This is a genomic window from Methanosarcina sp. UBA5 (assembly GCF_002505485.1).
Taxonomy (GTDB): domain Archaea; phylum Halobacteriota; class Methanosarcinia; order Methanosarcinales; family Methanosarcinaceae; genus Methanosarcina.
Genome location: NZ_DAVG01000080.1, coordinates 155,662 through 179,853, shown reverse-complemented (window position 1 = coordinate 179,853; position 24,192 = coordinate 155,662). Strand labels below are relative to the sequence as shown.

Here is a 24,192-nt window from a genome sequence, read left to right as displayed (position 1 = left end):
TCAAATAGTCTGTATTGAATAATTGGTTGGGAAGATCAGGCAGTCTCCATAGAAACATTTCCTCCCGTTCATTTTCCTTAGTGGGTACTACTGACAGGTTAACAGCTCATGCAGGTAGAAAAGGTATAGAGACGGAAACTGGAGGCAAGGGTGAGAAAGATGTATAAAAACACAAAAATAGGGCATCTAGTGCTAGGCTTTGCTCTTCTTCTGGTTTTGATTTTATTTGTTGGGTACACAGGCTATCAGGGCATGAATGATGTGGAAAAGAAAAGCCGAGCCATTCAAAATATGACTTTTATCATGAATGATATGCAGGGAGCCCTGGAAGCTCAGGAAAGTTATGTTATTTATGGTGATCCTGTTTATAAGAATAATACTTATGAATATCTTGGTCTTGTACCCAGACAAGCAGCTATATCCAAAGAAGTATATCTTGGCTACCTTGATCCTGCAAATCAGGATCGCATGAACACTATTCTGGAAACTTCTGATGAATTCAAGGAAAGCTTTGACAGCTATGTTAAAGCAAACAATGAAGAGATAGCCCTGAAAACCAATATCACCTCTAAAGGCGATATTATTTTGCAGAAAGCGGATGAAATTTATAAAGATCAGATGTTTCAATACCAACAATATGTAGAAAACGGTTCTTCAGGGGAAGTTCTCCAGCAAAAGTTTTCTAATGCTCAGGGAGCTCAGAAAATCAGCATATTTGCAATGGAAGCTCGAAGCGAATACCAGAATTATATAATTACTCCAGAAGATCAGTATGCGGAAAACTTCGATCTGATTATGGAGAATATAACTGAAGTTGCCGAGAATTTAAATAAGCAGACAGTAAAACCTGAAAATCTTGAGCGTGGAAACGCAATAATCACCAATGTCACAAAAATCCGGCGTGACTTTGATCGCCTGGAAATTCTTAAAGAGAAAAAGGCAGCTGATGTGAAAAATATGGCGAACATAGCTGCAAAGATTAACGAAAATGCTGAAAATGCCAGTGTCGACCAGAAAGATAAGCTCGACACCTTGATAATAAATTCTATAAATGAGATCTTTCTCGTTACTCTTCTTTCGATACTTATCGGTGCTTTACTTGTTTTTGTGATTTTGAACCTCTATAGAAAACCCATCTATGAATTGCTTGAAGCGGCAGACAGAATTTCTGAAGGAGATTTGAGTGTTGAAATTAAAGGAAATTCAAGAAGTGAAATCTCTCAACTCTCACAAGCTTTTAAATTGATGGTTCAAAACCTTCGTAGTCTAATTAAAGAAATTCAGGAAAGTTCGCTTCACCTTTCCACACTTTCAGAAGAAATGTCTGCTTCTTCTGAGGAAGTAGCCTCAGCATCAAGAAAAATTTCCGATACTGCAGCTGAAATTTCACACGGAACCGAGATGCAGAGTACAAAGATAGTAGATATAACTCACGCAATGCAGGACATGACACATAATATCCAGGAAATTGCGGAGAATACCCAGAAAGTTTCTAAAAATACGAATCTTGTCAATAGCACTGTCAATAACATTGGAAATGCTTCAAGAGAAATCCTGGTGAAAATGGACCGTATTCGCTCCTCTGTTGATGAAACTAAGGAAGTGATAACAGAGCTTGACTCCAAATCTCAACAAATCAATGAAATTGTAACTCTCATTACCAGGATTGCGGACCAGACAAATATGCTTGCGCTGAATGCTGCAATTGAGGCTGCCCGGGCTGGTGAGCACGGCCGGGGTTTCTCTGTTGTAGCCGATGAAGTCCGAAAACTTGCTGACGAATCCGGCCGTGCTGCTAATAACATTTCCAACCTAATTGATGAAATAAGAGGCAGCATTAGTGAAACCGTGGAAAGCATAGAGGCCAGTAAAAAGGATGTTCAGGCAGGTTCGCTGTCTGTTAATAACGCGGTTGAAATGGTTGCAGGGATTGTTACTACAATCAATGAAATTACAAATATGATAGAAGATGTTGCAGCTGCTACAGAAGAGCAGTCCGCATCCATTGAAGAAATCACTTCCACTCTGGAAGACATTTCCTCAATTTCGGAACAATCCGCTGCAGGAACTCAGGAAACTGCTGCAGCTCTCGAAGAGCAGACCGCTTCAATATCAGAACTTGCCAACATGGCTAGCGACCTTTCTTTGCTCGGGGAAAGTATGAAAAAAGCTACGGAAAAGTTCAAACTTGGTAACTTAAAAGAAGAGTCAGAAAACATGTCAAGTTAAAATTTTGGAGCTAGTTTGAGGAATTCAAATGTTTGAAGAAACATTGGATGAAGGTTCAAGATTTTCGGAAGAAAATCTTCATTTAGTGACCTTTGAGCTTTCAGGTGAAGAGTTCGGAGTGGATATCATGCAGGTCTCCAAAGTTATTCCGGTTCCGAGGATCACCCGTATTCCTCAGGCTCCGGAATGCATAAAAGGGCTCATTAACCTGCGGGGAAAGATCCTCGTGGTGATAGATCTTAACAAGCGGCTTGACTTCAGCTCGAAAGAGACTGACAGCCTGTCCAGAATTATCATAGTGGAGGTAAAAGATAAAGTCGTTGGAATGCTTGTAAATTCCGTAAAGGAGGTCATGAGCCTGCCACTTTCTTCAATTCAACCGCCCCCTGAGATGATTAAATCGAAAATCAATGCAGAATATCTAAGAGGAGTCGGAAAAATAGGTAGCAGGCTTCTCATTCTACTAAATCTTGCAAGAGTACTTGGAGAAGAAGAAATCGAAGAATTTAGTGAGCTATCTTCTCCTGAAAAGAATATTTAAGCCCGGCCACTTCTATTGAAGCGAATATTAAAATTTACGTCAGGTTTTAAACATGCATCCTGTGGTCCTATTCCTTTTCGCCCTTTTCTGCATATTGTTTTTTACAGCTAAACTCAGGTTGCACCCTTTTCTCAGTCTTGTCCTTGTATCCGTTTTTACAGGAATCCTTGCAGGAGAACCCCTGGCCACGGTCGAAGCAATAACTGGGGGATTGGGCAGCGTGTTTTCTCGTTTTGCTATTATTATTACGTGTGGAAGTGTTATCGGAATTCTGCTCCAGGGAACCGGAGGGATGTCCTTAATAGCCTCTGATATTATATGTTTTTCCAGAAATCCTCTGCTTGCCCTTAATGTCCTTGGCTTTCTTTTTTCTGTTCCCATGATGTGTTACATTCTTGCCTATGTTATCTTTATTCCAATAGCTAAAGAGTTGGCTTCCAGACTCGATAACCCCCCCATTTCCACTGCAACAGCACTTGCACTCGGAGCTGTTGCCTCATTTAACCTTGTCTACCCTTCTCCTGTCGTCATTTCGGCAGCAGAAGAGTTATCGGCTAATGTGGACAGGCTTTTTATTCTGGGACTTTTTATCGCAGTTCCTACTTCCATTGCAGGTTACCTTTATTCCAAAAATCTGGAAAAGTCTGGAACTGCAGACTTTTCGAACAGAGTAAAGGAAAAGACAGCTGAAGTTCAGGAAAAAGCCTCAGGAATATATAATAACTCTGTCGAAAGACCCCGACGGCTTGAGGTTTACTCTCCTATCTTTTTTCCTTTACTCCTTATTCTCCTTCAGACAGGCTTTGAACACCCTCATCCTGTGCTCACCTTTCTGGGAAACCCGAATATTGCGCTTCTCATAGGAGTCCTTCTCTCTATCTTTTCTGGCAGAAAGCTCGGATCTCTCGTACTGAGAGAACTGATCGAAAAAGCTGTGAGGAGAACTGGGGTTGTCCTTCTTGATCTCTGTGGAGGGGGTGCTCTCGGAGCAACTCTTGCCATGACAGGTGCAGGAGGAGCTATTGGCAGGTTTTTCTTGCAGTTGAGCCTTCCTCCATATCCTTGTGCCTTTTTTCGTTGCCGCAGCCCTCCAAACCGTTCAGGGATCAAGGATTGTGACTATGCTTATCGCACCTTCTCTTTTACTGCCTCTGGTTCCTGAACTCGGGCTTCCTCCAGAAATCGTTATCCTTTCAATGGCTTCAGGCACTTTTCTGATTTCCCATGTCAATGATCCTTTCTTTTACTGAGAGTTTTAATCCTATTCCTCCAAGATTTTTCCCGCTCTTCTTATTTTGCTATAGTACAATTCTAACTTCATAATTTGGTATGTGGCAAACAATAAATACCAGTTTTTTATATTTCTCTATATGAATGAGCAAAGTTATCCTGAATTTACGGGCCTTGAACTCTCTCCGAGAAAGGTAGATTATCTTAAGTTCATTCTTGGAAAAGGAGGCACTGTAAAAACCACAGAGATCTCTTCAGGCCTGCAGGTAGACCCTTCAACTACAACCAAGACCTTAAACGAGCTTGCAAATGCAGGCTACCTGAACCATGTTCCTTACAGGGGTGTTGATCTGACGGAATTGGGGGAGGCGTATACGCAATTTCTTATCCGAAGGCACAGGATCCTCAGTCTTCTTTTAACCCATTACGGCCTTTCGTCGGAAGAAGCATGTAGTGAAGTTTCGCGTTTTGAGGCTTTCGTCTCCAGGGATGCTGTAGATAAAATCTGTAGCTCAATGGGTCACCCGATGTTTGGTGTCTGTGGAGAAATAAGTCATGAGGAATGTCTGCATGAGGAAAATCATCGTTGAGTGCTTGAATAAGTGAAGCATGAAACGAAATGCTAGATGAAAGAGCTAAAGTGCTAATCAAGTACCTAAATTTGGGCTTACACCAAAAAATTTCCTGAATAATCCAAAACTTTGGGTACATACCAAATTTTTGATATATGGACTTTGGATATATAAAGACATAAAGACTTTGAATATAATTTTGAATACATGCAGAGTTTGAATATATGCTATAATTTGGGCATATGCAAATTTGTTCTCTTGATGTCGGTCTTATCTTATCCAGAAATATATTCATGAGCCAGAAAAAAGCGAAAGAAGAAAATGTAAAAGTGAAGAAAGCGGGATCTTAATATGAATCTAAAAATTCTACCTTTATTAGTGCTCTTGACTGTAGGTCTGAGCCTTTTTGCCAGCGGTTGTACAGGTCCAGGAAACTCTCAAACTAATGAAAGTACAGGACAGGATGTTGAAGTCACAGGGTCGAGTGAGCCTATAACAGTGGCTGTAAGTCTCCTTCCTCAAGTTGAGTTTGTAGAAAAAGTGGGGGGAGATAAAGTAAAAACTGTTGTTATAATTCCTCCGGGAGCAGACCCTCACACTTATGAGCCATCCCCTAAAGAAATGGGGGAAGCGAGCGAAGCTCGTATGTATGTTACTGTCGGTGTCGATATGCCTTTTGAGAAAGTATGGATCGACAGGTTCGAATCTATTAACAGTGGAACTCTTATCGTAAATTCTTCTAACGGAATCAAACTCAGGGAACTTGCCGCTGACGATCATCACGAAGGGGAGGGAGCAGAGGAACATGCAGGAGAACTTGAAGTTGGTCACGAAGAAACTGGACTGGATCCTCACATATGGACATCTCCTGCAAACGCAAAAATAATGGTCGAGAACATTTATGAGGGACTTGCCAAAGTAGATCCTGGGAACAAAACTTACTATGCTCAGAATAGAGACGCCTATTTTAAAGAGCTGGATTCTCTGGATGCAAGGATCCGCGAAAAGCTTGAAGGAAAAAAGGAAAGAAATTTCATAGTTTATCACCCGTCCTGGGGCTATTTTGCGGCGGATTACAACCTTACCATGATTCCAGTCGAGATTGAAGGAAAAGAGCCAAGCGCTGAGGATCTGGCGAAGCTTGTAGACCTTGCAAAGGAAAAGCACGTCAAGGTAATTTTTATCCAGCCTCAATCCAGCACGCGGAGTGCGCAAGCCGTAGCTGAAGAGATAGGTGGTGAGGTTATAGCTGTAGACCCGCTTGCAAAGGATTACATAGCAAATATGGATAACGTATCCGATATTTTTGCCAGAAACCTTGTTTGAAGTCAGTAAAGTAAGAAGCCAGTAAAATACGAAACCAATAAAATACGAAACCAGTAAAATTAGCATTCAAGTCCTGGTTAAGTCAACCACTCAAATTTCGTATTTAAATATCAAAAGATTGAATCCGACAAACAAAAACGATAAAAAACGATATTCTGAAGGGAAGGCAATGGAAAAAGTTATAGAACTTAAGGATGTGTGGATTCGTTATGGAACCCAGACAATTCTTGAGGCAATAAATTTTGAATTAAAAGAATCCAGTGGACTGCTTGGGATTATCGGACCTAATGGGGGAGGAAAGACTACATTTCTTAAAGTGCTTCTTGGGCTTTTGAAGCCTTACAGGGGCAGTGTGAAACTCTTTGGGAAACCTCCCGAGAAGAGCAGAGAGCTTGTAGGCTATGTCCCTCAATACAGAGGTTTTGATTTTGACTTTCCTATCAGTGTTTGGGAAGTGGTTCTTACAGGCAGGATGAGCCATACGGGTTTTCTGAAGAAATACCGAGAAGAAGACAAAAAAGCTGCAGAGGAAGCCCTTAAGACGGTAGAAATGTTCCAATACAGAGACCGACAGATTGGGCAGCTTTCGGGCGGGCAGCGACAGAGGGTCTTTATTGCAAGAGCTCTTGCTACGAATCCCAAACTTCTGCTTCTGGACGAACCTAATTCCGGGCTTGATCCTCATATGCAGGATGAACTCTACCGCCTGCTGAACAGGCTCAAGCAGGAAATGGCAGTTATCATGGTTACTCACGACCTCAGTGCGGTTTCTGTTTATGTCGACAAAATAGCCTGCTTAAACCGTACGCTTCATTACCACAATTCCAGAGAAATCTCTGTTGAAGATCTGGAAGCTACTTACCAGTGTCCTGTCGAACTGATCGCTCATGGAATACCTCACAGGGTGTTGAGTAACCACGAGGAAGATCCCTGAAGATCAGGACTTGTTCGAAAAGGACTGATTAGAAAAACAGATGGAGAAATAAGAATGTTTGATTTTCTGCAATACAATTTCATCCAGAACGCTCTTGCGGCTGCAGTTCTTGCAAGCATAGCCTGCGGGATTATAGGAGTCTATGTTGTCGTCAAAAAAATAGTCTTCATAAGTGGAGGGATAGCCCATGCTTCCTTTGGAGGTGTTGGCCTGGGCTATTACCTCGGAATCAACCCTATGTTCGGAGTTCTTCCCTTCAGCTTGCTTTCAGCTCTTGTCATGGGAACTGTGAGCAAGAAGTCTAAAATCCCGGAAGACAGTGCTATAGGCATACTCTGGTCTCTTGGAATGGCACTTGGGATTATTTTTGTCTATCTAACCCCTGGTTATGCCCCTGATCTTATGACCTACCTTTTCGGAAATATTCTGACAGTGCCTCGCTTTGACCTTTACTTTATGCTAGCTCTTGATATAGTGATAGTAGGTGCAGTTTACTTACTTTATAAGGAATTTCTTGCCCTCTGTTTTGACGAAGAGTTCACAACCGTGCAGGGTTTTCCTACCGAGAAGCTTTACCTTTTCATGCTCTGCATAATTGCTCTGACAATCGTGGTGCTTATTAAGGTCGTGGGTATCATCCTTGTAATCGCCCTTCTTACCATTCCTGCTTCTCTGAGTCGCAAATTCACTCATAACCTGAAGCATATGATGCTGATTTCCATAGCCTTCGGAACTGTAATCAGCGTTACAGGAATAGGTCTTTCATATGCTCTGGATGTCCCATCAGGTGCAACGATCATTCTAGTATTGAGCCTTGTATATGGACTTACGGCCTTTGGGATGGGAATGCTTGAGAATAGAAGAAGCTCAGGAGTTTAAAAAATCCCTGAACTCCATTTTAAAGGCTTTAAATGGGTGTTTATGACATATTCAGGACTATTTTAATAGCTATTCAGGACTTTTACAGTATCGGGTAAAGATTCTACCATAATTATATTTATTCAGTTTTATTAAGACATAATTTTATATATGGTGAGATGCAAGAGCCTAAACGTTTAATTGATTATATTTTATGGGACCCAGTACTAAACCTCTCAGGCTTGGTTCGTGGAGATAAAAACGGAATCTGAAGCATCTCACCCATGTGCGTAATCGCTTCGAGTGGGGAAGTGACGGATACGCCGGCAAATTAAACACGATGGATTTATTTGGAGCCACCCTAAGCCAATCCAGTAAGTGTATCTGAAAGCTATATCAAAGCAAGTGATTGAATCCGTTATATGAAACGGAAGCCATCAGACTATTTCCTAAAATAAATTGTTACAATCAGGGTGATAAAATGGATCGTGATACAACCCGGGATCAAAATATAAAAGAAAATGAGACTTTTGATGGAGATTACCTCGATCTTCCGGATATCCCCCTTCCGGAGACCGACAACGTTCTGTATTCAATTCTGAACTCCTTAAACCAGAACATTGCAGATTTCCATACCTTTGTGAAGTTCAACCCCTATCTATCTGAGGACCACCTTAATGTCGAACTGCTTAAAAGAAGCATGGGCATTCACAGAGACTTTGCAGCTCTGTTCCTGCACACAAAAGAAGAACTGATATTTACCTACCCCGAATTTATTGAAAAAACCGAAAAGATACTGTTCAAGGGGGACGTTGGTACCGACTGCATAAAATATACTCACAAATTATGCAGAACAATAAGCGACTATAAAATAGCTCTGCACAGAGAAGGCTATTTGCCTGATCTGAGAAGACAGTTACCGTTAGTTGATCTGTGATCGCCTGGTAACTCACTTTTTAATATATTTCTCTTTTTCATTAGGATTTAAAGCCAGGTTTTTTCTTTTCTTGTCTCCAACTTATCTCATATTTTTCAGTACTTCTGAGAATTTATATTTATTTTTCAGTACATCCGTAGTTTTATATAACTAAAAGCTATCTGAATTGCAAGGCATCTGTGAAAAACGGTGTCTTAAAAAACGATACATAAAAAAACGGTATGCAAAAACAAAAGCTTTAAAAACGATATATAAAAACGGTCTTCGAAAAACGAAAGCTTTAAAAACGGTCTTCGAAAAACGGTATTTTTTTAAAGTGGCAGTTAAAAAACGGATTCTCTAAAAACGGCATTTAAAAACAGATGCCTAATCACGTTTAAAGTAAAATCTGTTCTTAATTTTGTTCTTTTCAATTTAATATGTGTTTGCTTTTTCTAAATTTAAAGCATTAAATTGACTATATACATCGCAAAATTCTGACTTATCCAGTAGATTTTTTTCAAGTAGAACCAATCCCAAAAAAAACTATAATATGTATATTATAAATCTAATATTATGTGATATTATGTGATTTCGTGAAATCGATGACATTCTATGGAAATCCATAGAACCCTATCTTCCTCCACAGAAACCACATACTGGAAAATCTCGTGCGGACTTACGGAAACTAATCAATGGAATCTTGTACGCAGTTACAACAGGTTGTATGTAGTAGATATTTCCCGCCATTATAGCTCAAATCAACAGTACATAGATTTTATCAGTATTAATCCGATGAATCTATGAGTGTCAAAAATAAGGGTTACATCAAAATCAGTATCAATCAACTTATCTGGGTAGGCTGAATACAAAAAATCAAAAAGAAAGTTGAAAAGTGGAACTTCAGCTTTTACTGAAGCCCAAAGTGCTTTATATTCCAGTCTGCAATAGCCTGGATTTTCTTTATTTCTTCCTCACCGCCTTCCTTGGTGAAGAGGTGTTTGAACCTTTTCTGGGCTCTCAGGTACTCCTCGACTGGCCTGGGATCTTTAACTTTCCTGACCTGGGTAATTTCCCCGTTTTCCATTTCATACATGGGCCAGAGGCAGGTTTCGACTGCAAGTTTGGCAATTTCCAGGGTCTTGGATGTATCAAAACCCCAGCCTGTTGGACAAGGGGCTTGGGCATGGATATAGGTAGGGCCCACGATTTCAGTTGCCTTCTTGACCTTTCGCATCATGTCTCTTGGGAAACCTATGGAGGTCGTGGCCACATATGGAGAGCCATGAGCTGCCATGATAGCAGGCATGTTCTTCTTAGGGCGCGGGTTTCCAAAGGAAACTTTTCCGGCTGGAGTAGTTGTGGTACTTGCATCAAAAGGTGTTCCACTGCTGCGCTGGACTCCGGTGTTCATATAAGCTTCGTTGTCCATACACACATAGGTGAAATCGTGGCCTCTCTCGAATGCGCCCGAGAGGGAACCGAGGCCGATGTCCATAGTAGAACCGTCTCCCCCAATTGATACAACCTTGACATCATCCTTTTTGCCAAGAGCCTTCAAGGCAGCTTCTACACCTGAAGCTACTGCTCCTGCGTTTTCAAAGAGGGAGTGGATCCACGGAACCTGCCAGGAGGAATACGGGAAAGGTGTAGACATAACTTCGAGACAGCCTGTCGGGTTAACTACAATTGTGTTTGGGCCTGAACCCATAAGTGTGAATTTTGCAGCAAAGGCATCACAACAACCTGCACAGCCGCTGTGCCCGGACGTGATATACGTTTTCGGTGCAGTTTTACTCATAGCAACTCCTCCCTGAGGTCTAGGAATTGGCTTTCAACCGTGATTTCTGACTTTGCAACTTTCTTGGTTTCTTCTATAACCTTTGCAATACTTTCCACGCGAATGTCACGGCCTCCGTGCCCCACAGTATAGCCAATCACAGGTATCCGGACTTTACTGTTGTAGAGACAAGATTTGGTTTCTGTAAAGAGCGCTCCTTCGTTTGTCCCTATAGAAATGTTCTTATCGAGTACGACAACTGCATGGGCATTCTTAACAGCCTCACAGATCTGTTTCTTCGGGAAAGGTCTGAAGGACCTGACCTTTAAGACGCCGATCTTTTCTCCTTTTGCTCTGTACTCATCAACAACATCCTTAACAGTACCGAGAATAGAGCCCATAGACATGACAATAATCTCGGCATCGTCAAGCATATAACCGTCAATAAGTCCTCCATGGAACCTGCCAAAGACTTCTTCAAACTCCTTTGCTGTAGTTTCGATTTTAGAAAGAGCTTTCTGCATTGCCTGTTCATGGAGATACCTGAACTCTTCATAGGTGTCAGGAGTTGCAAAGGCTCCGAAAGTTTTGGGATCTTCAGGGTCAAGAATATTTTCAGGCTGGAAAGTCGGGAGGAAATTGTCGGTCAAATCCTGTTCAAGCAGGACAACAGGCTCATAAACGTGAGACAGAATAAAACCATCCATGCAGACCATACCCGGAACCATGATCTCGTTGTCTTCTGCGATCTTGTAGAGCTGAGGCAGGGTGTCACATGCTTCCTGAACATCCTCTACATAAAGCTGGATCCAGCCTGTATCTCTCTGTGCAATAGCATCTTGATGATCGTTCCAGATGTTGATTGGAGCGCTAATTGCTCTATTTGCCACTGTCATAACAACCGGAAGCCTCATACCTGAAGTGTTAAAAAGTGCCTCATGCATGAGCAGAAGTCCCTGAGAAGTTGTGGCTGAATAAGTTCTTGCGCCTACGGCTGATGCTCCTATAAGGGCAGAAATTGCCGAGAACTCGGCTTCTACATTAATATACTCACAGTTAGGGATTTCCCCGTCTGCCATAAATTGAGATAAGTGTTCGACAATATGGGTCTGAGGAGTAATCGGATAGGCTGAAATTACGTTTGGACGGCAGACTTTTGCGGAATGGGCCACAGCATAGGACCCTTCAACAACTACCATTTTTTTTCTGTAAGCCGGGTCAATCATTATTTCTCCTCCAGAATCATTTCAATTGCATCTGCAGGACACTCATTTGCACAGATGCCGCAACCTTTGCAGTAATCATAATCATATTCAAAAAAGCCGTCTTCTCTGGGTTTGACAGACATATCAGGACAGACGATCTCACAGATTCCGCATTTGGTACATTTTTCGTAAATATAAACAGGACGGAAGTTTCTCCAGCCTCCGGTTTTGTTTATAAGGGTAGAACCAGGTTTACAGACTCTGCAGCGTGAAATGTTTAGACCCTCTTCATCTTCGTTTTTCAGAACTTCGGGTCGTATTTTGCGGTCTTGTTCGGATCCGTTACTCACGCTTCTTCCCCCCTGATAAGCTTGTAGGCCTTCTGGATTGCATTTGCATTCTTTTCTCCTACCTTTCCTGAAAAACGAGCCCTTACTGCATGCTGGATTGATTCTACATTGATTTCTCCGGTTGCACCCGCAAAAGCTCCAAGGAGGACAGTGTTTACAATAGGAACACCTATGATATCCATTGCCACCTTGGTAGCATCCACGGTCATGACCCTAGCTTTTGTATTGAGTTTCAGGCTTTCCGGCTTTTCGGTTGTGTTAACAATAATTATTCCGTCATCCTTTATCCCGCTTGCAACGTCAACAGTTTCAAGCAGGGTTGCATCCTGGACAATAACATAATCCGGGGTGTAAATCTGGCTTCGGAGCCTGATAGGATTATTGCTAATCCTCGTGAATGCCTGGACTGGGGCACCTCTACGCTCTACCCCAAAAGCGGGGAAAGCTTGGCTAAACTTTCCATCTTCAAAAGCTGCAACGGAAAGCATTTCAGCCGCGGTAACAGAACCCTGGCCTCCTCGACCGTGTATTCTGATTTCCTTCATTTGGATTCTCCTTTTTAATGCGGTTTTATCTAACGTTTTTTAGTGCTTTTATGTATTTTTGCTGTTCTCGGCAGTCTGTTTGGCAAGTCTTAATTATTTGTCCGGCACACTGCTAGTGATCGAACATTAATCAAATATTAATCGGATCGAATTAACCTGATATCATTCAATTTATTAACTTGTCAGATGCAAATTAGCATCTGACTCTTTCTTCAGGCACTACTCTAATATAATAAGTGTGACATGTACATGCACGTCGGGGATCCAAAAGCCTGGATGGTAAATTGTTAACCTGGATCTCTTTCATATCATGAGTATAATTAATTTGAAAGACTCATTTTCAATTCTGGGTTCACACTGTTTTATGCCTGATAGTTCATGGATAATAGTGTAGAATATTATTAGGTTTTCGGTAAATTGAAAGATATTCTTTATATATATTTCTAATCCATAATTATTTTTTAAAACATATTATATTTGTTATTTTCAGGTTAACCTGCCTACGGTCAACGTTTTATTGCATCATAGCCGTAAACAAATATCTCTTAAAAAATATGGGATATTTTAATATTTCTCCTTATAGAAGTCCTTTATTAACTTAATCATCGCCTTTCCATCTTTCAGATTATTAATCTTTTCCCTAATCTGCCGCGAGCCGCGCAACCCCTTTGTAAACCAGTGGGCATGCATTCTTAGATTTGTAGACGCCTGGAGATTGTATTCTTCAAGTAAGGCAATATAGTTCTCAAAGTCCTCCAATTTCTGGGTCTGCCTGTCAAATTCCAGCCTTTCTCCGGTTTCCAGGTAGTACCTTATCCTTTTAAAAATAAAGGGATTTCCCATTGCTGCGCGCCCTATCATAAGCCCGTCACAGCCCGTAAAATCAAGGGCAGCTTCAGCAGACTCCTCATCTCTTATATCCCCGTTCGCAATCACTGGAATGGATAGTTCCTGTTTGACTGTTCTTATCGCTGTAAGGTCCGAACTTCCGGAGTACATCTGCTCTGCCCTCCTACCATGTACGGTCAGGGCCGAAGCCCCAGCCTTTTCTATCAGGCGTGCGATCTCAAGGGTTTTTTCATCCCTCTTCAGAATTCGGATCTTTGCAGTTACAGGAGTCTTCAGCACATCGGTCAGCTCCAAAATTATTTCATATACAAGTTTCTGGGAATTGAGAAGAGCCGAGCCGCATCCTGTCCCTGTAATGCGCTGCGCAGGGCAGCCCATATTCACGTCGATGAGTTCAGGCCTGTATTCTTTTTCAATAAAGAGTGCAGCTTCCCTTAGTTTTTCAGGGGAGCTTCCTACAAGCTGAACTCCAAAAGGTCGGTCTTCAGGAGAAGAAAGCCCTTTGAGAAACGATTTTCGGTTTTCATTGAGCAGAGCATCTACACTGATCATCTCAGTATAGGTAAGGTCAGCTCCGCTCTGCCTGCAGAGCAGCCTGAAAGCTAGATTTGTCACGTCTGCCATAGGCGCAAGAAGAAGGTTTCCAGGTGTTTCGGCCTTGCCGATTTTTAATTTATTCAGTTTCATTTTTCCGACGGCTTTTGAATGTTTTTTGATTCTATTTTGATTTTCTTTGATTTTTTGGTTGTTTTTTTGACCGTCTTTGACCATTTTTGACTGTTTTTCTAGTTACTTTTTGGTGACTTTTCCATTCCTTTCCTTTATTTGTCTTTTTTGGAATTGTTTCCTCAAAGATTGCTGCCTCTAACTTCCTGTAATTAGAGCCGTTTTGCGATTTATTAAGCTTTTTTTGATTTCCTGAAACTTTTTGGATTGATTATGATCCTTACTTTAATCTGCTGAGACTCAATAGTTAACGTAACCAAAAATTTACGCAATCAGGAATTCACACAATTTTCTGGCAAGAATAGAATGATTATTTAAAAACATAATCATTGTAATATATAATAATAAGATATGAGCACAAACCAAGAACCTAAAGCTGCAAGAAATAAAGAACAGGATGCCTGAACCAGTTCGTGAACAAAACTGGTTCAGGGTCTAAAAAGATAAGTTGAGGGCCGTATAGACATGGTTCATGAGAAGAGCAGTCTGACATACCCCAGATAAGGAATCCTGTACTGTGCAGTTCCTATAATCCACTCGTCTTTTACAGGCATATTATAACTTATCTGTCCTTCCTGGTCAAAATGTTGATTGGTTACAACATTGTCTCCTTTGGTAATATAACCGGAATACGGAGCAATGGGTCCGTTTTTCCACATCGGCTCTCCAGCTTCCACTCTGTACATAGCTCTATGAATTATCGGAGTTACACCTTCCTCTCCATATGGGCGGTAAAGAATCACATCTCCATAGTTTTCAAAAGACTTATAGCCTGTGTTTTTTCCTTCTTCATTAGTGGTAACATTAGCTCTATCGATGCTTTTGATGAAAATAATATCTCCTATCTGCATATGTGGTTCCATACTCCCCGACTCCACCGCAACCATAGGAGTCCAGAGTCCGAATGCCAGCTTGGAAAGGACCATGAAAATGATCACAACAGCTACAACAGACAGCAAGTCCTTCCCAAGGGAAACCCAGGGGTTTCCCTGTTCCTGGACACTGTTTTCTTTACTAATTTCACTCATGCTAAACCTTTATTTTTTGATTTTATTCTGTTAGGTGCTAGGGTGCTGCGTTATATTCCATCCACTTGTCCGACTCGAATCTTATCGGGGTGAGCTTATTATGACCAGAGGTTTAACGATTTTCAGAGTATAATGCAGCCGCAGAACTACTTGAGCCCTACATTCTACTGTTCTGACTTATATAAGTTAGTCAAAAATTGATTTTATTACGAAGCGTAAAACCCCCAGGTCTTTAGCTAAATGGTAGTTCACTGAGCCTTCTCAGTAGATTTACTGAAGAGTTGTTTTTACTTTATATTAGTTTTCAATTGACTTTTTTCAATCGATTTTTTTAATTAACTCTTTTAAATTGATTTTTTAGATTGCTTTTTTTCAACTGATTCATCTGTTTTTTAGTATTTTCATTCTTATTCTAATACTTTTATTACTTTTTAATAAATAATGGGCAGGTTCATTCTACATTAATAGGAACTAATACTCATTCTACAATAGATAGGAATTAATAACTATAAGTATTCTATCGAGCGTACAAAAGTTTCATAAATTCTTCTTTACGGTAACAAATTATATTTAGTGCATTAGTTTCGTACCTTATTAATTTTTATATTTTAAACAGACTTTTGCTTTAGTCTCTGGCGAGTATTGAGTGAAATTGGTTATGGTGCCGGATAAGTCATGAAAGATTTGGAAAAGTTCAGGTAATTCGAAAGGTTTGGTTGGAATTATGGAAAGAAAGGATATTATAAGGGCTGTTATGGAAAAAGAGTACCAGATTAGCCCTGAAGCCGTAGAACTTATTTATTCCAGCGACTCTCCCGAAGACCTGCTCAAATATGTTCTTTCAACTTTAAATGACTCTGTCATTGTCATAGGGACCGAAAATATAGATCTTGAAGGTTTTACCGCTTCCGGAAAGTCCTTAAAGCTGAATTACACAAGAGATAGAGGAAATCCTGACTACAAAGAAAATGGAAAAAAACCTGGTTATACAGAGGGTAGTAAAAACCCTGTTTTCAAAACTTCAGCAGATGAATCACCTTCAGACAAAATAAATGCCCTTTCTACTGAGGAAAAGAAAATTCTTTCTGGGACTTCCATACTTTCCTCCGGATCAGACAATCCATCTTCCGAACTTGATTCCTTTTTAGTATCCAATTCTCTTTCAGAGGCTGCTCTTTCCTCAGGGTCTGATGTTGTCATTACATCTCCTGACCCGATTATAAAGTCATCTCAACACTCTGTTCCTGATTCTATTTCAGTTCAGGATATAGATTATGAACCATTTCCGGATACTCCGGATATTCCAGACATTCCGAATACTCTGGATAATAAATCAAGTGCTGTTTCATCTGACGAAGCTTTGGCCTCCAATCTTGCCTCAGATTCCCTTTCTTCGGTGAAGGTAGCGCCTCCGACTTTCTCCTTCCATTCTCCCCAGGCTATAAACAGGTCAACTTCTCCCTTTTTCGGGCAGGGGCCCCCTCTTCCCTCTCCTTCTTCAAATCGGATTTTCAGGACAGAGCAATCTTCCTCCGCTTCTGAGAGAGGGCTATTTTCTGGTTCTAAGAACGAGGAGTATAAACATTACCCGGGGAGAAACCCTGTGACCGTAGTTTCGGATATAACAGGGCATTCCACCTGTGTCGGAGAATATATGCAATTTGTGCAGTATTTCAGGGACAGATACAGCAGGCTTTCGGAGATTATCCGGGGCAGGATAAACGCACGTCCCATCGAAAGCTTAAAAAGAAGAAACTTTCGCAGAGGAGGAGATGGGGGTTCTGAGGAAATCTCGATTATAGGCATGGTTTCGGATATCAGTAGCACAACGAACGGCCATAAAATCCTTTCTCTGGAAGATCCAACAGGTTCTTTTTCAGTCCTTATTCGGAATTCCGATAAAGAGCTTTTTGAACTTGCATCAAGAATTCTCCTCGATGAGGTCATAGGGGCAACTGGTTCGATAACCAATGACGGAAGCCTAATGCTAGCAACAAAGCTAATACAACCCGACGTCCCGAATAATGTCCAGCGCAGAACCGGAAGCCATGGGAAAGCAGTATTGATTTCGGATGTGCACGTGGGCAGTTCCCAGTTTATGGAAGACTCCTGGCTGGATTTCCTGGATTTTTTGAAGGGGGAATCGGATTCAGAGAGTATGCGGGAGCTTGCAGCCAGTGTTCGTTATCTTGTTGTCGCAGGAGACATTGTTGACGGAATAGGGATCTACCCTGATCAGGAAATGGAACTGGATATTTTGGATGTCTACGAACAGTACAGGAAGGCTGCCGAATATTTCAGGGAAATTCCCGAGCATATTCGTGTAATCATAAGTCCAGGAAACCATGATGCTGTTCGCCAGGCAGAACCTCAGCCTGCCCTACCGGAAAGTATTCAGGCATATTTCCCTCAGAATATTGTTTTCGTTGGTAACCCTGCTTTTCTGGAGCTTGACGGTGTCCGCATTCTCATATACCACGGCAGGTCGATTGACGATCTTGTGGCGAGTGTTCCCGGAGTTTCGTATCAGGAACCTGCCGGGGCAGTCCTTGAGATGCTGAAACGCAGGCATCTTGCTCCAACTTATGGAAGCAGAGTCTCTATATCTCCTGAGAAAAAGGACTATTTTATAATCGATCCTGTACCTGATATTATTCATACAGGTCACGTCCATACCCTTGGAGTCCAGCGTTATAAAAATGTTCTTCTGGTCAATTCCGGAACTTGGCAGGGCCAAACGGAGTTCCAGAAACGTGTAAATCTAGTACCTGTCCCTGCCAGGGTCCCGATTGTGGATCTAGAGAATTTTGACGTAAAGATTCTTGCTTTTGACTGACTTTTTATAAAGTTTCATTGAAGTTTATTCGTTTTTAACTGAATAACTGGATTTTAACTGGACCACTGAAGCCCTCTCCAAAATTATTTTCCGATCCTTATATATACCACAAAGATTTAATATGCGGAAAATGCCGCTGGAAGAAAAAAAGGAAAATGCCGGGGAAGATTTACCGGAAGTTCAGGAGGAGAACAGGGAGGAAGAAACTGCTTTGCTTCCTTTTGATATCCCTGATTTTAAAACTCTCCTAAAAAAGCAGGGCTATGCTCTGGCAGGCCACCATTCAGCTGTTAAGACCTGTCTCTGGCTAAGGCACGCTATGAATGGTCAGGGTTTCTGCTATAAATCGAAGTTTTATGGAGTTCAATCCCACCGCTGCCTTCAGATGACTCCAACGCTTATGTGCAATCAACGTTGCCTTTTCTGCTGGCGTCCTACTGAGGTCCCTGTTCCTGCGCCCGAGGAGTGGGATTCGCCTGAAAAGATAGTGGAAGAAAGTATTGCCTGCCAGCGTAAGTTAATCACAGGCTTTGGCGGTTCTCCTAATGCACTTAAGGAACGCTGGCTTGAGGGCAATGAGCCTAACAATGTTGCAATCTCCCTGTCCGGAGAGCCGACCTTTTACCCTTATCTCCCGGAACTTATCGAGGAGTATGAAAAAAGAGGTTTTACGACCTTTCTTGTCACAAACGGCACAGTTCCCGAGATGCTTGCAAAGGTTTCCCCTTCCCAACTCTATATGAGCCTCGACGCTCCGGATCTTGAGACCTATCTGAAGGTCTGCCAGCCCAGATCGCCTGTCCTCTGGGAAAAGATCAATGAATCTCTGTCCCTTATGAAGCAGAAAAAATCAAGGACAGTCATCCGAACTACTCTGGTCAAAGGTGGAAATCTGTTCAAGCCTGAGGCTTATGCCAGGCTAATGGAAAAAGCTTCCCCTGATTTTGTGGAGATAAAAGCTTACATGCATCTGGGTTTCTCACGGCTCAGGCTTGACCGCTCTGCAATGCCTACTCATGAAGAGGTTCTCGAGTTCTCACAGGAACTTGCAAAACACCTTGGGTATGAAATCGCAGATGAATCTGAAATCAGCAGGGTAGTCCTGTTATCAAAGAACGGGAAAAAGTCTCCTGTCAACGAGAAAAAAATCCCCTGTTAACGGGAAAAAGTTTCCTGTCAAAAAGGTTTCCTGCCTTGATTATATTCAAGTTTTCTATCATTAGTACGCAGTAATATTAGCAGTTTGAGGCATAGAAAGACTTTTATATATAAATATATAAAACAAGTTAAGGGATAGAAACAAATATAAACTCATGTTTCAATTAGAATATGATCCCAAAGGGATTAATTCAGTTTTATAGTTATATACAGTTTGAGTAAAATTATGTCTCATATCTAGTGATATCAACAGAGCACGAAAAAGAACAGGTTTACGCAGTAAAGGGACTGGTTTTTTCTGGAATTTCGGAGTGCCGGTTTTTCTGGCAGCGTACTCTTACTCTTAGTTTTTGTGTTCAGAGCGGTTTTTACATTTAGCTTTCGGTTGAGATAAGACTCGCTGTGTGATTTGTTGTTACCAAATTCTCCTTTCACCCTTGTTAAGCTAACCGAAAAGCTAAACGAATGATAAACTGAATAACAAAAATGACAGAGACTCTATATTGAAAATCTCAAAATTGAAACTCCCAGTTACATTTTCAAATTCAATAACGGATTCAACCTAAAATTTATCAGAAATACCTTATAGAAATCTCAGAATTTTGTTACTTTCTTTACGGGGAATTTTTAAAATGACTGAACAATCTGCACATGAAAAGTACGAATTTAAAAAGAAGCTTGAAAACCTGAGGAATAAGAGGGGAAGAGGTACCGAGCTAATTTCTCTTTATATACCTCATGACAAGCAGATTTTTGACGTTACAAACCAGTTGAAAGACGAGCACGGGCAGGCTGCAAACATCAAGTCCAAGCTTACCAGGACGAATGTACAGGGAGCCATTGAATCTCTCCTTTCAAGGCTCAGATATCTGGACAAGGTTCCTGAAAACGGAATCGTATATTTCACAGGGGCCGTGGATATCGGAGCCAACAAGACAAGCATGGAGAGCGAAGTAATTGTCCCTCCGGAGCCGATTACTGTTTACAAATATCACTGCGATTCCGCTTTCTATCTTGAACCTCTTGAGGACATGCTCAAGGACAAAGGTACCTTCGGGCTTCTGGTTCTTGACCGCAGGGAAGCTACTGTAGGGCTTCTGGTCGGAAAACGAACTGAGGCCTTCCGCCACCTCACCTCAACAGTTCCGGGAAAACAGAGGAAAGGTGGTCAGAGTTCTCATCGTTTCCAGCAGCTCAGGCTAATTGCTATCCATGAGTTCTATAAGAGGATAGGAGACGCTGCAGATGATATTTTCCTCGCCGTTGAACCTAAAGATTTCAAAGGTATCCTGATAGGAGGGCCTTCTCCTACAAAAGAAGAATTCTATGCTGGAGAGTTCCTGCACCACGAACTTCTGAAGAAGATTCTTGGGCTTTTTGATACTGCTTATACTGATGAATCCGGACTTTCGGAACTTGTGAATGCTGCCGAAGACAAGCTCCAGGATCTTGAGCTAATGGGGGAGAAAAACGCTGTCAGAGCCTTTTTCAAAGAACTCATTTCCGATTCAGGCAAAGTAGCTTATGGAGAAACCCAGGTTAGGGCAAATCTCGAAATCAATGCTGTGGATATGCTCCTGCTTTCCGAAGATCTGCGGGCTGAAAGGGTAACCACAAAGTGCAGTGTTTGCGGATATGAAAATAAGTGGACACGGCGCTGGAAACCCGGGGAATCTGCCCCTACAGCCGGGAACTGTCCAAACTGTGGAGCCTCCCTTGAAGTCACGGATGTTACCGATATTGTTGACGAGCTCTCAGCGCTTGCTGACAAAAGCAATGCAAAAGTTGTTTTCGTGTCTACTGACTTTGACGAAGGTTCGCAACTTATGAACGCTTTCGGAGGCATTGCTGCAATTCTCAGGTATAGTACTGGAGTCTGATCTCACCAGGACTCCTATCCAATACTTTTTACCCAATACTTTTTTAATTAAACCGTACTTAGATCACTGAATCAAAATTAGTAAATTAAAACGATTGAATTAAAATCCGTAAATTAAAATTAGTAAATTTAAGGCTATCACGTTGTTTTCGTAGTTTTTACAGGTGATTTATCTTGTTCCTGGAATTAAAAGCTCAGGCTACATCAATCTTAAAAGACGCAATCCAAAAGGCCGGACTTGAAATTGAAGATTCCGAACTTTATTTCGAAACCTCCTCTTACGCTGACCTCGCAAGCAGGGCCGCTTTCAGGCTGGCAAGTCTGTACAGGCAAAACCCGAAAGAGCTTGCAGCCCGTATCGTTTCTGCAATTGAAATTCCGGATGGTTCGTACATAGAAGAAGTAAGTGCCTCTGGCCCTTACATTAACTTCCATGCAGGCAGGCACTACCTGGACAGGACGGTTGCTACAGTCCTTGAAGAGAAAGAAAAATTTGGCTGCGGAGCTCCAAAGGATAAAATTTTACTTGAGCACACCTCAGCAAACCCTAACGGCCCCCTGCATGTAGGTCACATCCGAAATTCCATTATCGGAGATACGCTTGCCCGCATTCTCAGGCGAGCAGGATACGATGTGGAGGTACAGTATTATGTCAATGATATGGGCCGCCAGATTGCAGTAGTCTCCTGGGCATGCGAACGCTTTGAGCTTGACCTTTCCAGAAAACCCGATTCTGCCATTGCTGATGTGTATATCAAAGCCAATGTCGAGCTGGATAAAAATCCGGAGTACATAAAGGAAATTGATGCTCTTATGGAAAAGGTAGAAGCCGGGGATGTCAGGACAATTGATAGTTTTAACAAGGCAGTTTCCCTGGCGATTTCCGGAATCAAGGAGACTCTGCTCCGTTTAAACGTTGTCCATGATAAATTTGTCAGTGAATCCACTTTCCTTAAATCCGGCGCAGTACATGATATTGTCGAGCGGATCAAGGCGACCGGAAGGACTAAAACAGACAAAGGAGCCCTAGTGGTAGACCTTTCAGATTATGGGTTTAAAAAGACCCTTGTTATCCAGCGTTCAAACGGCACCTCTCTTTACACAACCAGAGATCTTGCTTACCATGAATGGAAAGCCGGACAGGCAGACCGCATAATCGATATTTTCGGAGCTGACCACAAGCTGATTTCAGGCCAGCTCAGAGCTACCCTGAATGTAATCGGGATCAAGGAACCTGAGGTCGTTATCTTCGAGTTCGTCTCTCTCCCTGAAGGTTCAATGAGCACTCGCCGTGGGCAGTTCATAAGTGCGGATGAGCTCTTTGACAGGGTTACGGAAGCTGCCCTTGAGCAGGTCGAAACCCGCCGTCCTGAGACTGCTGACGAGTTCAAGAAACAGGTTGCGGAAATGGTCGGAATAGGTGCGGTGAGATACGATATAGTAAGAGTCTCCCCAGAAAAATCCACGGTTTTCAACTGGAAAGAGGCTCTGGATTTTGAGAAGCAGGGCGCTCCCTATATTCAGTATTCCCATGCCCGTGCTTGCAGTATTCTCGAGAAGGCAAAGGAAGAAATTTCCTGGAATTCCTCTGCAGAAATCGATCCTTCTCTGCTTGTCGAGGATACTGAGATTGATCTTATCAAGAAGATGGCATCGTTTGACAGCATAATCGACCTTGCAGCCCGCGAACTCAAGCCTCATGTGCTTGCAATCTACGCCCGCGAGCTTGCCGATGCTTTTAATCAGTTCTACCGCTTTGTCCCTGTAATTGCTGCCGAGGACGAAAAAGTCAGGGCTGCAAGACTGGCTCTTGTGAACTGCGCAAGGATTGTGCTTACAAACTCGCTTAATACGCTTGGAATCGCAGCACCCGAATCCATGTAAACTTTTTTTCCTTTTTTCCCTTTTCTCCTTCTCTTTTCTTTCCTTTTCTTCTTCTCTTTTCTTCCCTTTTCTTTCCCTCTTATTTCTCTTCAATCTTACTTTTTTACTGTTTATATGGGTATACGGGGTTTGATGCTGCCTGGGCGCCCTCTAAATACGCTGGCTGTTGAAAAACATTTATCCGATCCTTTACAGAGAGGTTTGAGAAAAATATAAAATCTTTTGCAGCAAAAAAGAGAATTTACAAGTACTGCTGCAGGATATTATGACCACGATAAATGAAGCTTTTCGGATGTTCTTGAATGAACAGGAAGCCAGCTTGAAACCGGATGCCTTCCTGGACCTTGAAGATGTGATCCTTCTTTACGAGGAATTTCTGGAGTTCAGTGCCGAAGATTCTTTTTCTGAGGAAGACAGAGAACTTTATAATGCCCGGCACGAACACGAGAACAGGAGTTACTGCGACATTTTCGGCCCTGAGCATCTCACTCTATCCGGAATTAAGGAATTTCTCGATAATTATGTAGTTGAGGTCGGAGGAGGCAAGAAATTCACAGGTACAGCTGCGAAAATTCTTGAAAAATTCTTTGAATGGACTAAGGAGAAAGGTTACATTGACGAGAAAGCTTTTGAAGTAAATAATGAGGTTCTCAGAAAATATAAGAAAAGGTACTGATATCGCGTAACTAGCATTATGAAATGAAAATCACCGTCAGTAAACCAATTCATTAAATCGTTTCTAGATATCTTTCTTTTCGGGCGGTTTTACCTTGAGATCTACGACGAAATTTTAATAAATTGGTCTATTACTTAAACTCCACAGCTATAATTTATTTGTAGATTTACGGAATATATCATAAAAGCAGATTTTTGTAGAGATTCTAATTGACAAATATATTGAGGATAACATGACGAGTGATATCATAATTGTCAGTACACCTTACTTGCCTGGTTATAAAATAACAAAGACCATTGGATTCACCTGGGGCCTAATTGTGCGGAGCCGTGGGCTTGGTGGAAACATAGCTGCCGGACTCCGATCAATTGTCGGTGGGGAAATTCACGAGTACACGCAACTCCTGAACGAGTCCAGAGAGCAGGCACTTGACCGGTTAAAGGAACATGCAAAGGCTCTTGGAGCCAATGCGGTGGTGAGTGTTGAGTTCGATTCTTCCGAGATAGGTCAGGCAATGACCGAACTGCTCGCGTATGGCACGGCAGTCGTGGTCGAAAAAGATGAAGTCTCTGCAAGCCCAGTCAGGCTCGGTTGATGGATAGATGGTTGATGGATAGATAAATAGTCGTATCAGCTAATAAGGAATTGATTTTGGAATCAAAGCACTAGT

At 41.9% G+C, this 24,192-nt stretch carries 22 protein-coding genes; 16 read left to right on the top strand and 6 right to left on the bottom strand.

From position 1 onward, the window contains the following. Positions 1-159: 159 nt before the first annotated feature. From BP621_RS08695 to BP621_RS17210, 10 genes are all read left to right on the top strand, one after another. Positions 160-2,229 carry a methyl-accepting chemotaxis protein gene (locus BP621_RS08695; RefSeq protein WP_292389217.1) on the top strand — a complete coding sequence of 690 codons (2,070 nt, stop codon included), beginning with the start codon at positions 160-162 and terminating at the stop codon, positions 2,227-2,229. Positions 2,230-2,257: 28 nt separating this feature from the next. After that, a complete protein-coding gene (locus BP621_RS08690; protein WP_292389176.1) occupies positions 2,258-2,770 on the top strand; it encodes a chemotaxis protein CheW in 513 nt (170 codons plus the stop codon). Between the two features lie 52 nt (positions 2,771-2,822). Then, positions 2,823-3,932: a GntP family permease gene (locus BP621_RS08685; protein WP_394339292.1), complete on the top strand. Its 1,110-nt coding sequence runs from the start codon at positions 2,823-2,825 to the stop codon at positions 3,930-3,932. Continuing rightward, positions 3,892-4,020 (top strand): hypothetical protein, encoded by a 129-nt coding sequence (locus tag BP621_RS08680; protein WP_394339291.1) that lies wholly within the window; start codon positions 3,892-3,894, stop codon positions 4,018-4,020. Before BP621_RS08685 ends, BP621_RS08680 begins: the two co-directional genes overlap by 41 nt. A 120-nt stretch (positions 4,021-4,140) precedes the next feature. After that, positions 4,141-4,590, top strand: coding sequence for a metal-dependent transcriptional regulator (locus BP621_RS08675; protein ID WP_292389171.1), 450 nt, complete (start codon positions 4,141-4,143; stop codon positions 4,588-4,590). Between the two features lie 333 nt (positions 4,591-4,923). After that, the gene (locus BP621_RS08670) at positions 4,924-5,898 is read left to right on the top strand and encodes a metal ABC transporter solute-binding protein, Zn/Mn family (protein WP_292389170.1); all 975 of its coding nucleotides are present in this window, start codon (positions 4,924-4,926) and stop codon (positions 5,896-5,898) included. A 169-nt stretch (positions 5,899-6,067) separates the two neighbouring features. Continuing rightward, on the top strand, positions 6,068-6,832 hold the full coding sequence (locus BP621_RS08665) for a metal ABC transporter ATP-binding protein (protein ID WP_292389169.1): 765 nt from the start codon (positions 6,068-6,070) through the stop codon (positions 6,830-6,832). 54 nt (positions 6,833-6,886) lie between these two features. Further along, the gene (locus tag BP621_RS08660; protein WP_292389168.1) at positions 6,887-7,711 is read left to right on the top strand and encodes a metal ABC transporter permease; all 825 of its coding nucleotides are present in this window, start codon (positions 6,887-6,889) and stop codon (positions 7,709-7,711) included. Between the two features lie 460 nt (positions 7,712-8,171). Continuing rightward, a complete protein-coding gene (locus BP621_RS08655; RefSeq protein WP_292389166.1) occupies positions 8,172-8,627 on the top strand; it encodes a hypothetical protein in 456 nt (151 codons plus the stop codon). Between the two features lie 580 nt (positions 8,628-9,207). Then, the gene (locus tag BP621_RS17210) at positions 9,208-9,339 is read left to right on the top strand and encodes a transposase (protein WP_394339295.1); all 132 of its coding nucleotides are present in this window, start codon (positions 9,208-9,210) and stop codon (positions 9,337-9,339) included. A gap of 177 nt (positions 9,340-9,516) precedes the next feature. On the opposite strand, the gene porB is transcribed toward BP621_RS17210, so the two are convergent. From porB to BP621_RS08625, 6 genes are all read right to left on the bottom strand, one after another. Next, a complete protein-coding gene (gene porB, locus BP621_RS08650) occupies positions 9,517-10,407 on the bottom strand; it encodes a pyruvate synthase subunit PorB (protein WP_292389165.1) in 891 nt (296 codons plus the stop codon). Beyond that, positions 10,404-11,612 carry a pyruvate synthase subunit PorA gene (gene porA / locus BP621_RS08645; RefSeq protein WP_292389164.1) on the bottom strand — a complete coding sequence of 403 codons (1,209 nt, stop codon included), beginning with the start codon at positions 11,610-11,612 and terminating at the stop codon, positions 10,404-10,406. Before porA ends, porB begins: the two co-directional genes overlap by 4 nt. Next, positions 11,612-11,896 carry a pyruvate synthase subunit PorD gene (gene porD, locus BP621_RS08640; RefSeq protein WP_292389216.1) on the bottom strand — a complete coding sequence of 95 codons (285 nt, stop codon included), beginning with the start codon at positions 11,894-11,896 and terminating at the stop codon, positions 11,612-11,614. Before porD ends, porA begins: the two co-directional genes overlap by 1 nt. 41 nt (positions 11,897-11,937) lie before the next feature. Beyond that, the gene (locus BP621_RS08635) at positions 11,938-12,486 is read right to left on the bottom strand and encodes a pyruvate ferredoxin oxidoreductase subunit gamma (RefSeq protein WP_292389163.1); all 549 of its coding nucleotides are present in this window, start codon (positions 12,484-12,486) and stop codon (positions 11,938-11,940) included. A gap of 564 nt (positions 12,487-13,050) precedes the next feature. Continuing rightward, the gene (gene dusB, locus BP621_RS08630; protein WP_292389162.1) at positions 13,051-14,022 is read right to left on the bottom strand and encodes a tRNA dihydrouridine synthase DusB; all 972 of its coding nucleotides are present in this window, start codon (positions 14,020-14,022) and stop codon (positions 13,051-13,053) included. A 509-nt stretch (positions 14,023-14,531) separates the two neighbouring features. After that, positions 14,532-15,089, bottom strand: coding sequence for a signal peptidase I (locus BP621_RS08625; RefSeq protein WP_292389161.1), 558 nt, complete (start codon positions 15,087-15,089; stop codon positions 14,532-14,534). A 724-nt stretch (positions 15,090-15,813) separates the two neighbouring features. Between BP621_RS08625 and BP621_RS08620 the strand changes: the two genes are divergently transcribed. The 6 genes from BP621_RS08620 to BP621_RS08595 all read left to right on the top strand — a co-directional run bounded on the left by BP621_RS08620 (position 15,814) and on the right by BP621_RS08595 (position 24,117). Continuing rightward, a complete protein-coding gene (locus tag BP621_RS08620; protein WP_292389160.1) occupies positions 15,814-17,925 on the top strand; it encodes a DNA-directed DNA polymerase II small subunit in 2,112 nt (703 codons plus the stop codon). A 130-nt stretch (positions 17,926-18,055) separates the two neighbouring features. Then, the gene (twy1, locus tag BP621_RS08615) at positions 18,056-19,084 is read left to right on the top strand and encodes a 4-demethylwyosine synthase TYW1 (RefSeq protein ID WP_292389159.1); all 1,029 of its coding nucleotides are present in this window, start codon (positions 18,056-18,058) and stop codon (positions 19,082-19,084) included. A 631-nt stretch (positions 19,085-19,715) separates the two neighbouring features. Beyond that, positions 19,716-20,963, top strand: coding sequence for a peptide chain release factor aRF-1 (prf1, locus tag BP621_RS08610; RefSeq protein WP_292389158.1), 1,248 nt, complete (start codon positions 19,716-19,718; stop codon positions 20,961-20,963). Positions 20,964-21,136: 173 nt separating this feature from the next. Continuing rightward, positions 21,137-22,846 (top strand): arginine--tRNA ligase, encoded by a 1,710-nt coding sequence (gene argS, locus BP621_RS08605; RefSeq protein ID WP_292389157.1) that lies wholly within the window; start codon positions 21,137-21,139, stop codon positions 22,844-22,846. Between the two features lie 265 nt (positions 22,847-23,111). After that, positions 23,112-23,522: a hypothetical protein gene (locus BP621_RS08600; RefSeq protein WP_292389156.1), complete on the top strand. Its 411-nt coding sequence runs from the start codon at positions 23,112-23,114 to the stop codon at positions 23,520-23,522. Positions 23,523-23,754: 232 nt separating this feature from the next. After that, positions 23,755-24,117 carry a heavy metal-binding domain-containing protein gene (locus tag BP621_RS08595; RefSeq protein ID WP_292389155.1) on the top strand — a complete coding sequence of 121 codons (363 nt, stop codon included), beginning with the start codon at positions 23,755-23,757 and terminating at the stop codon, positions 24,115-24,117. Positions 24,118-24,192: the final 75 nt, after the last annotated feature.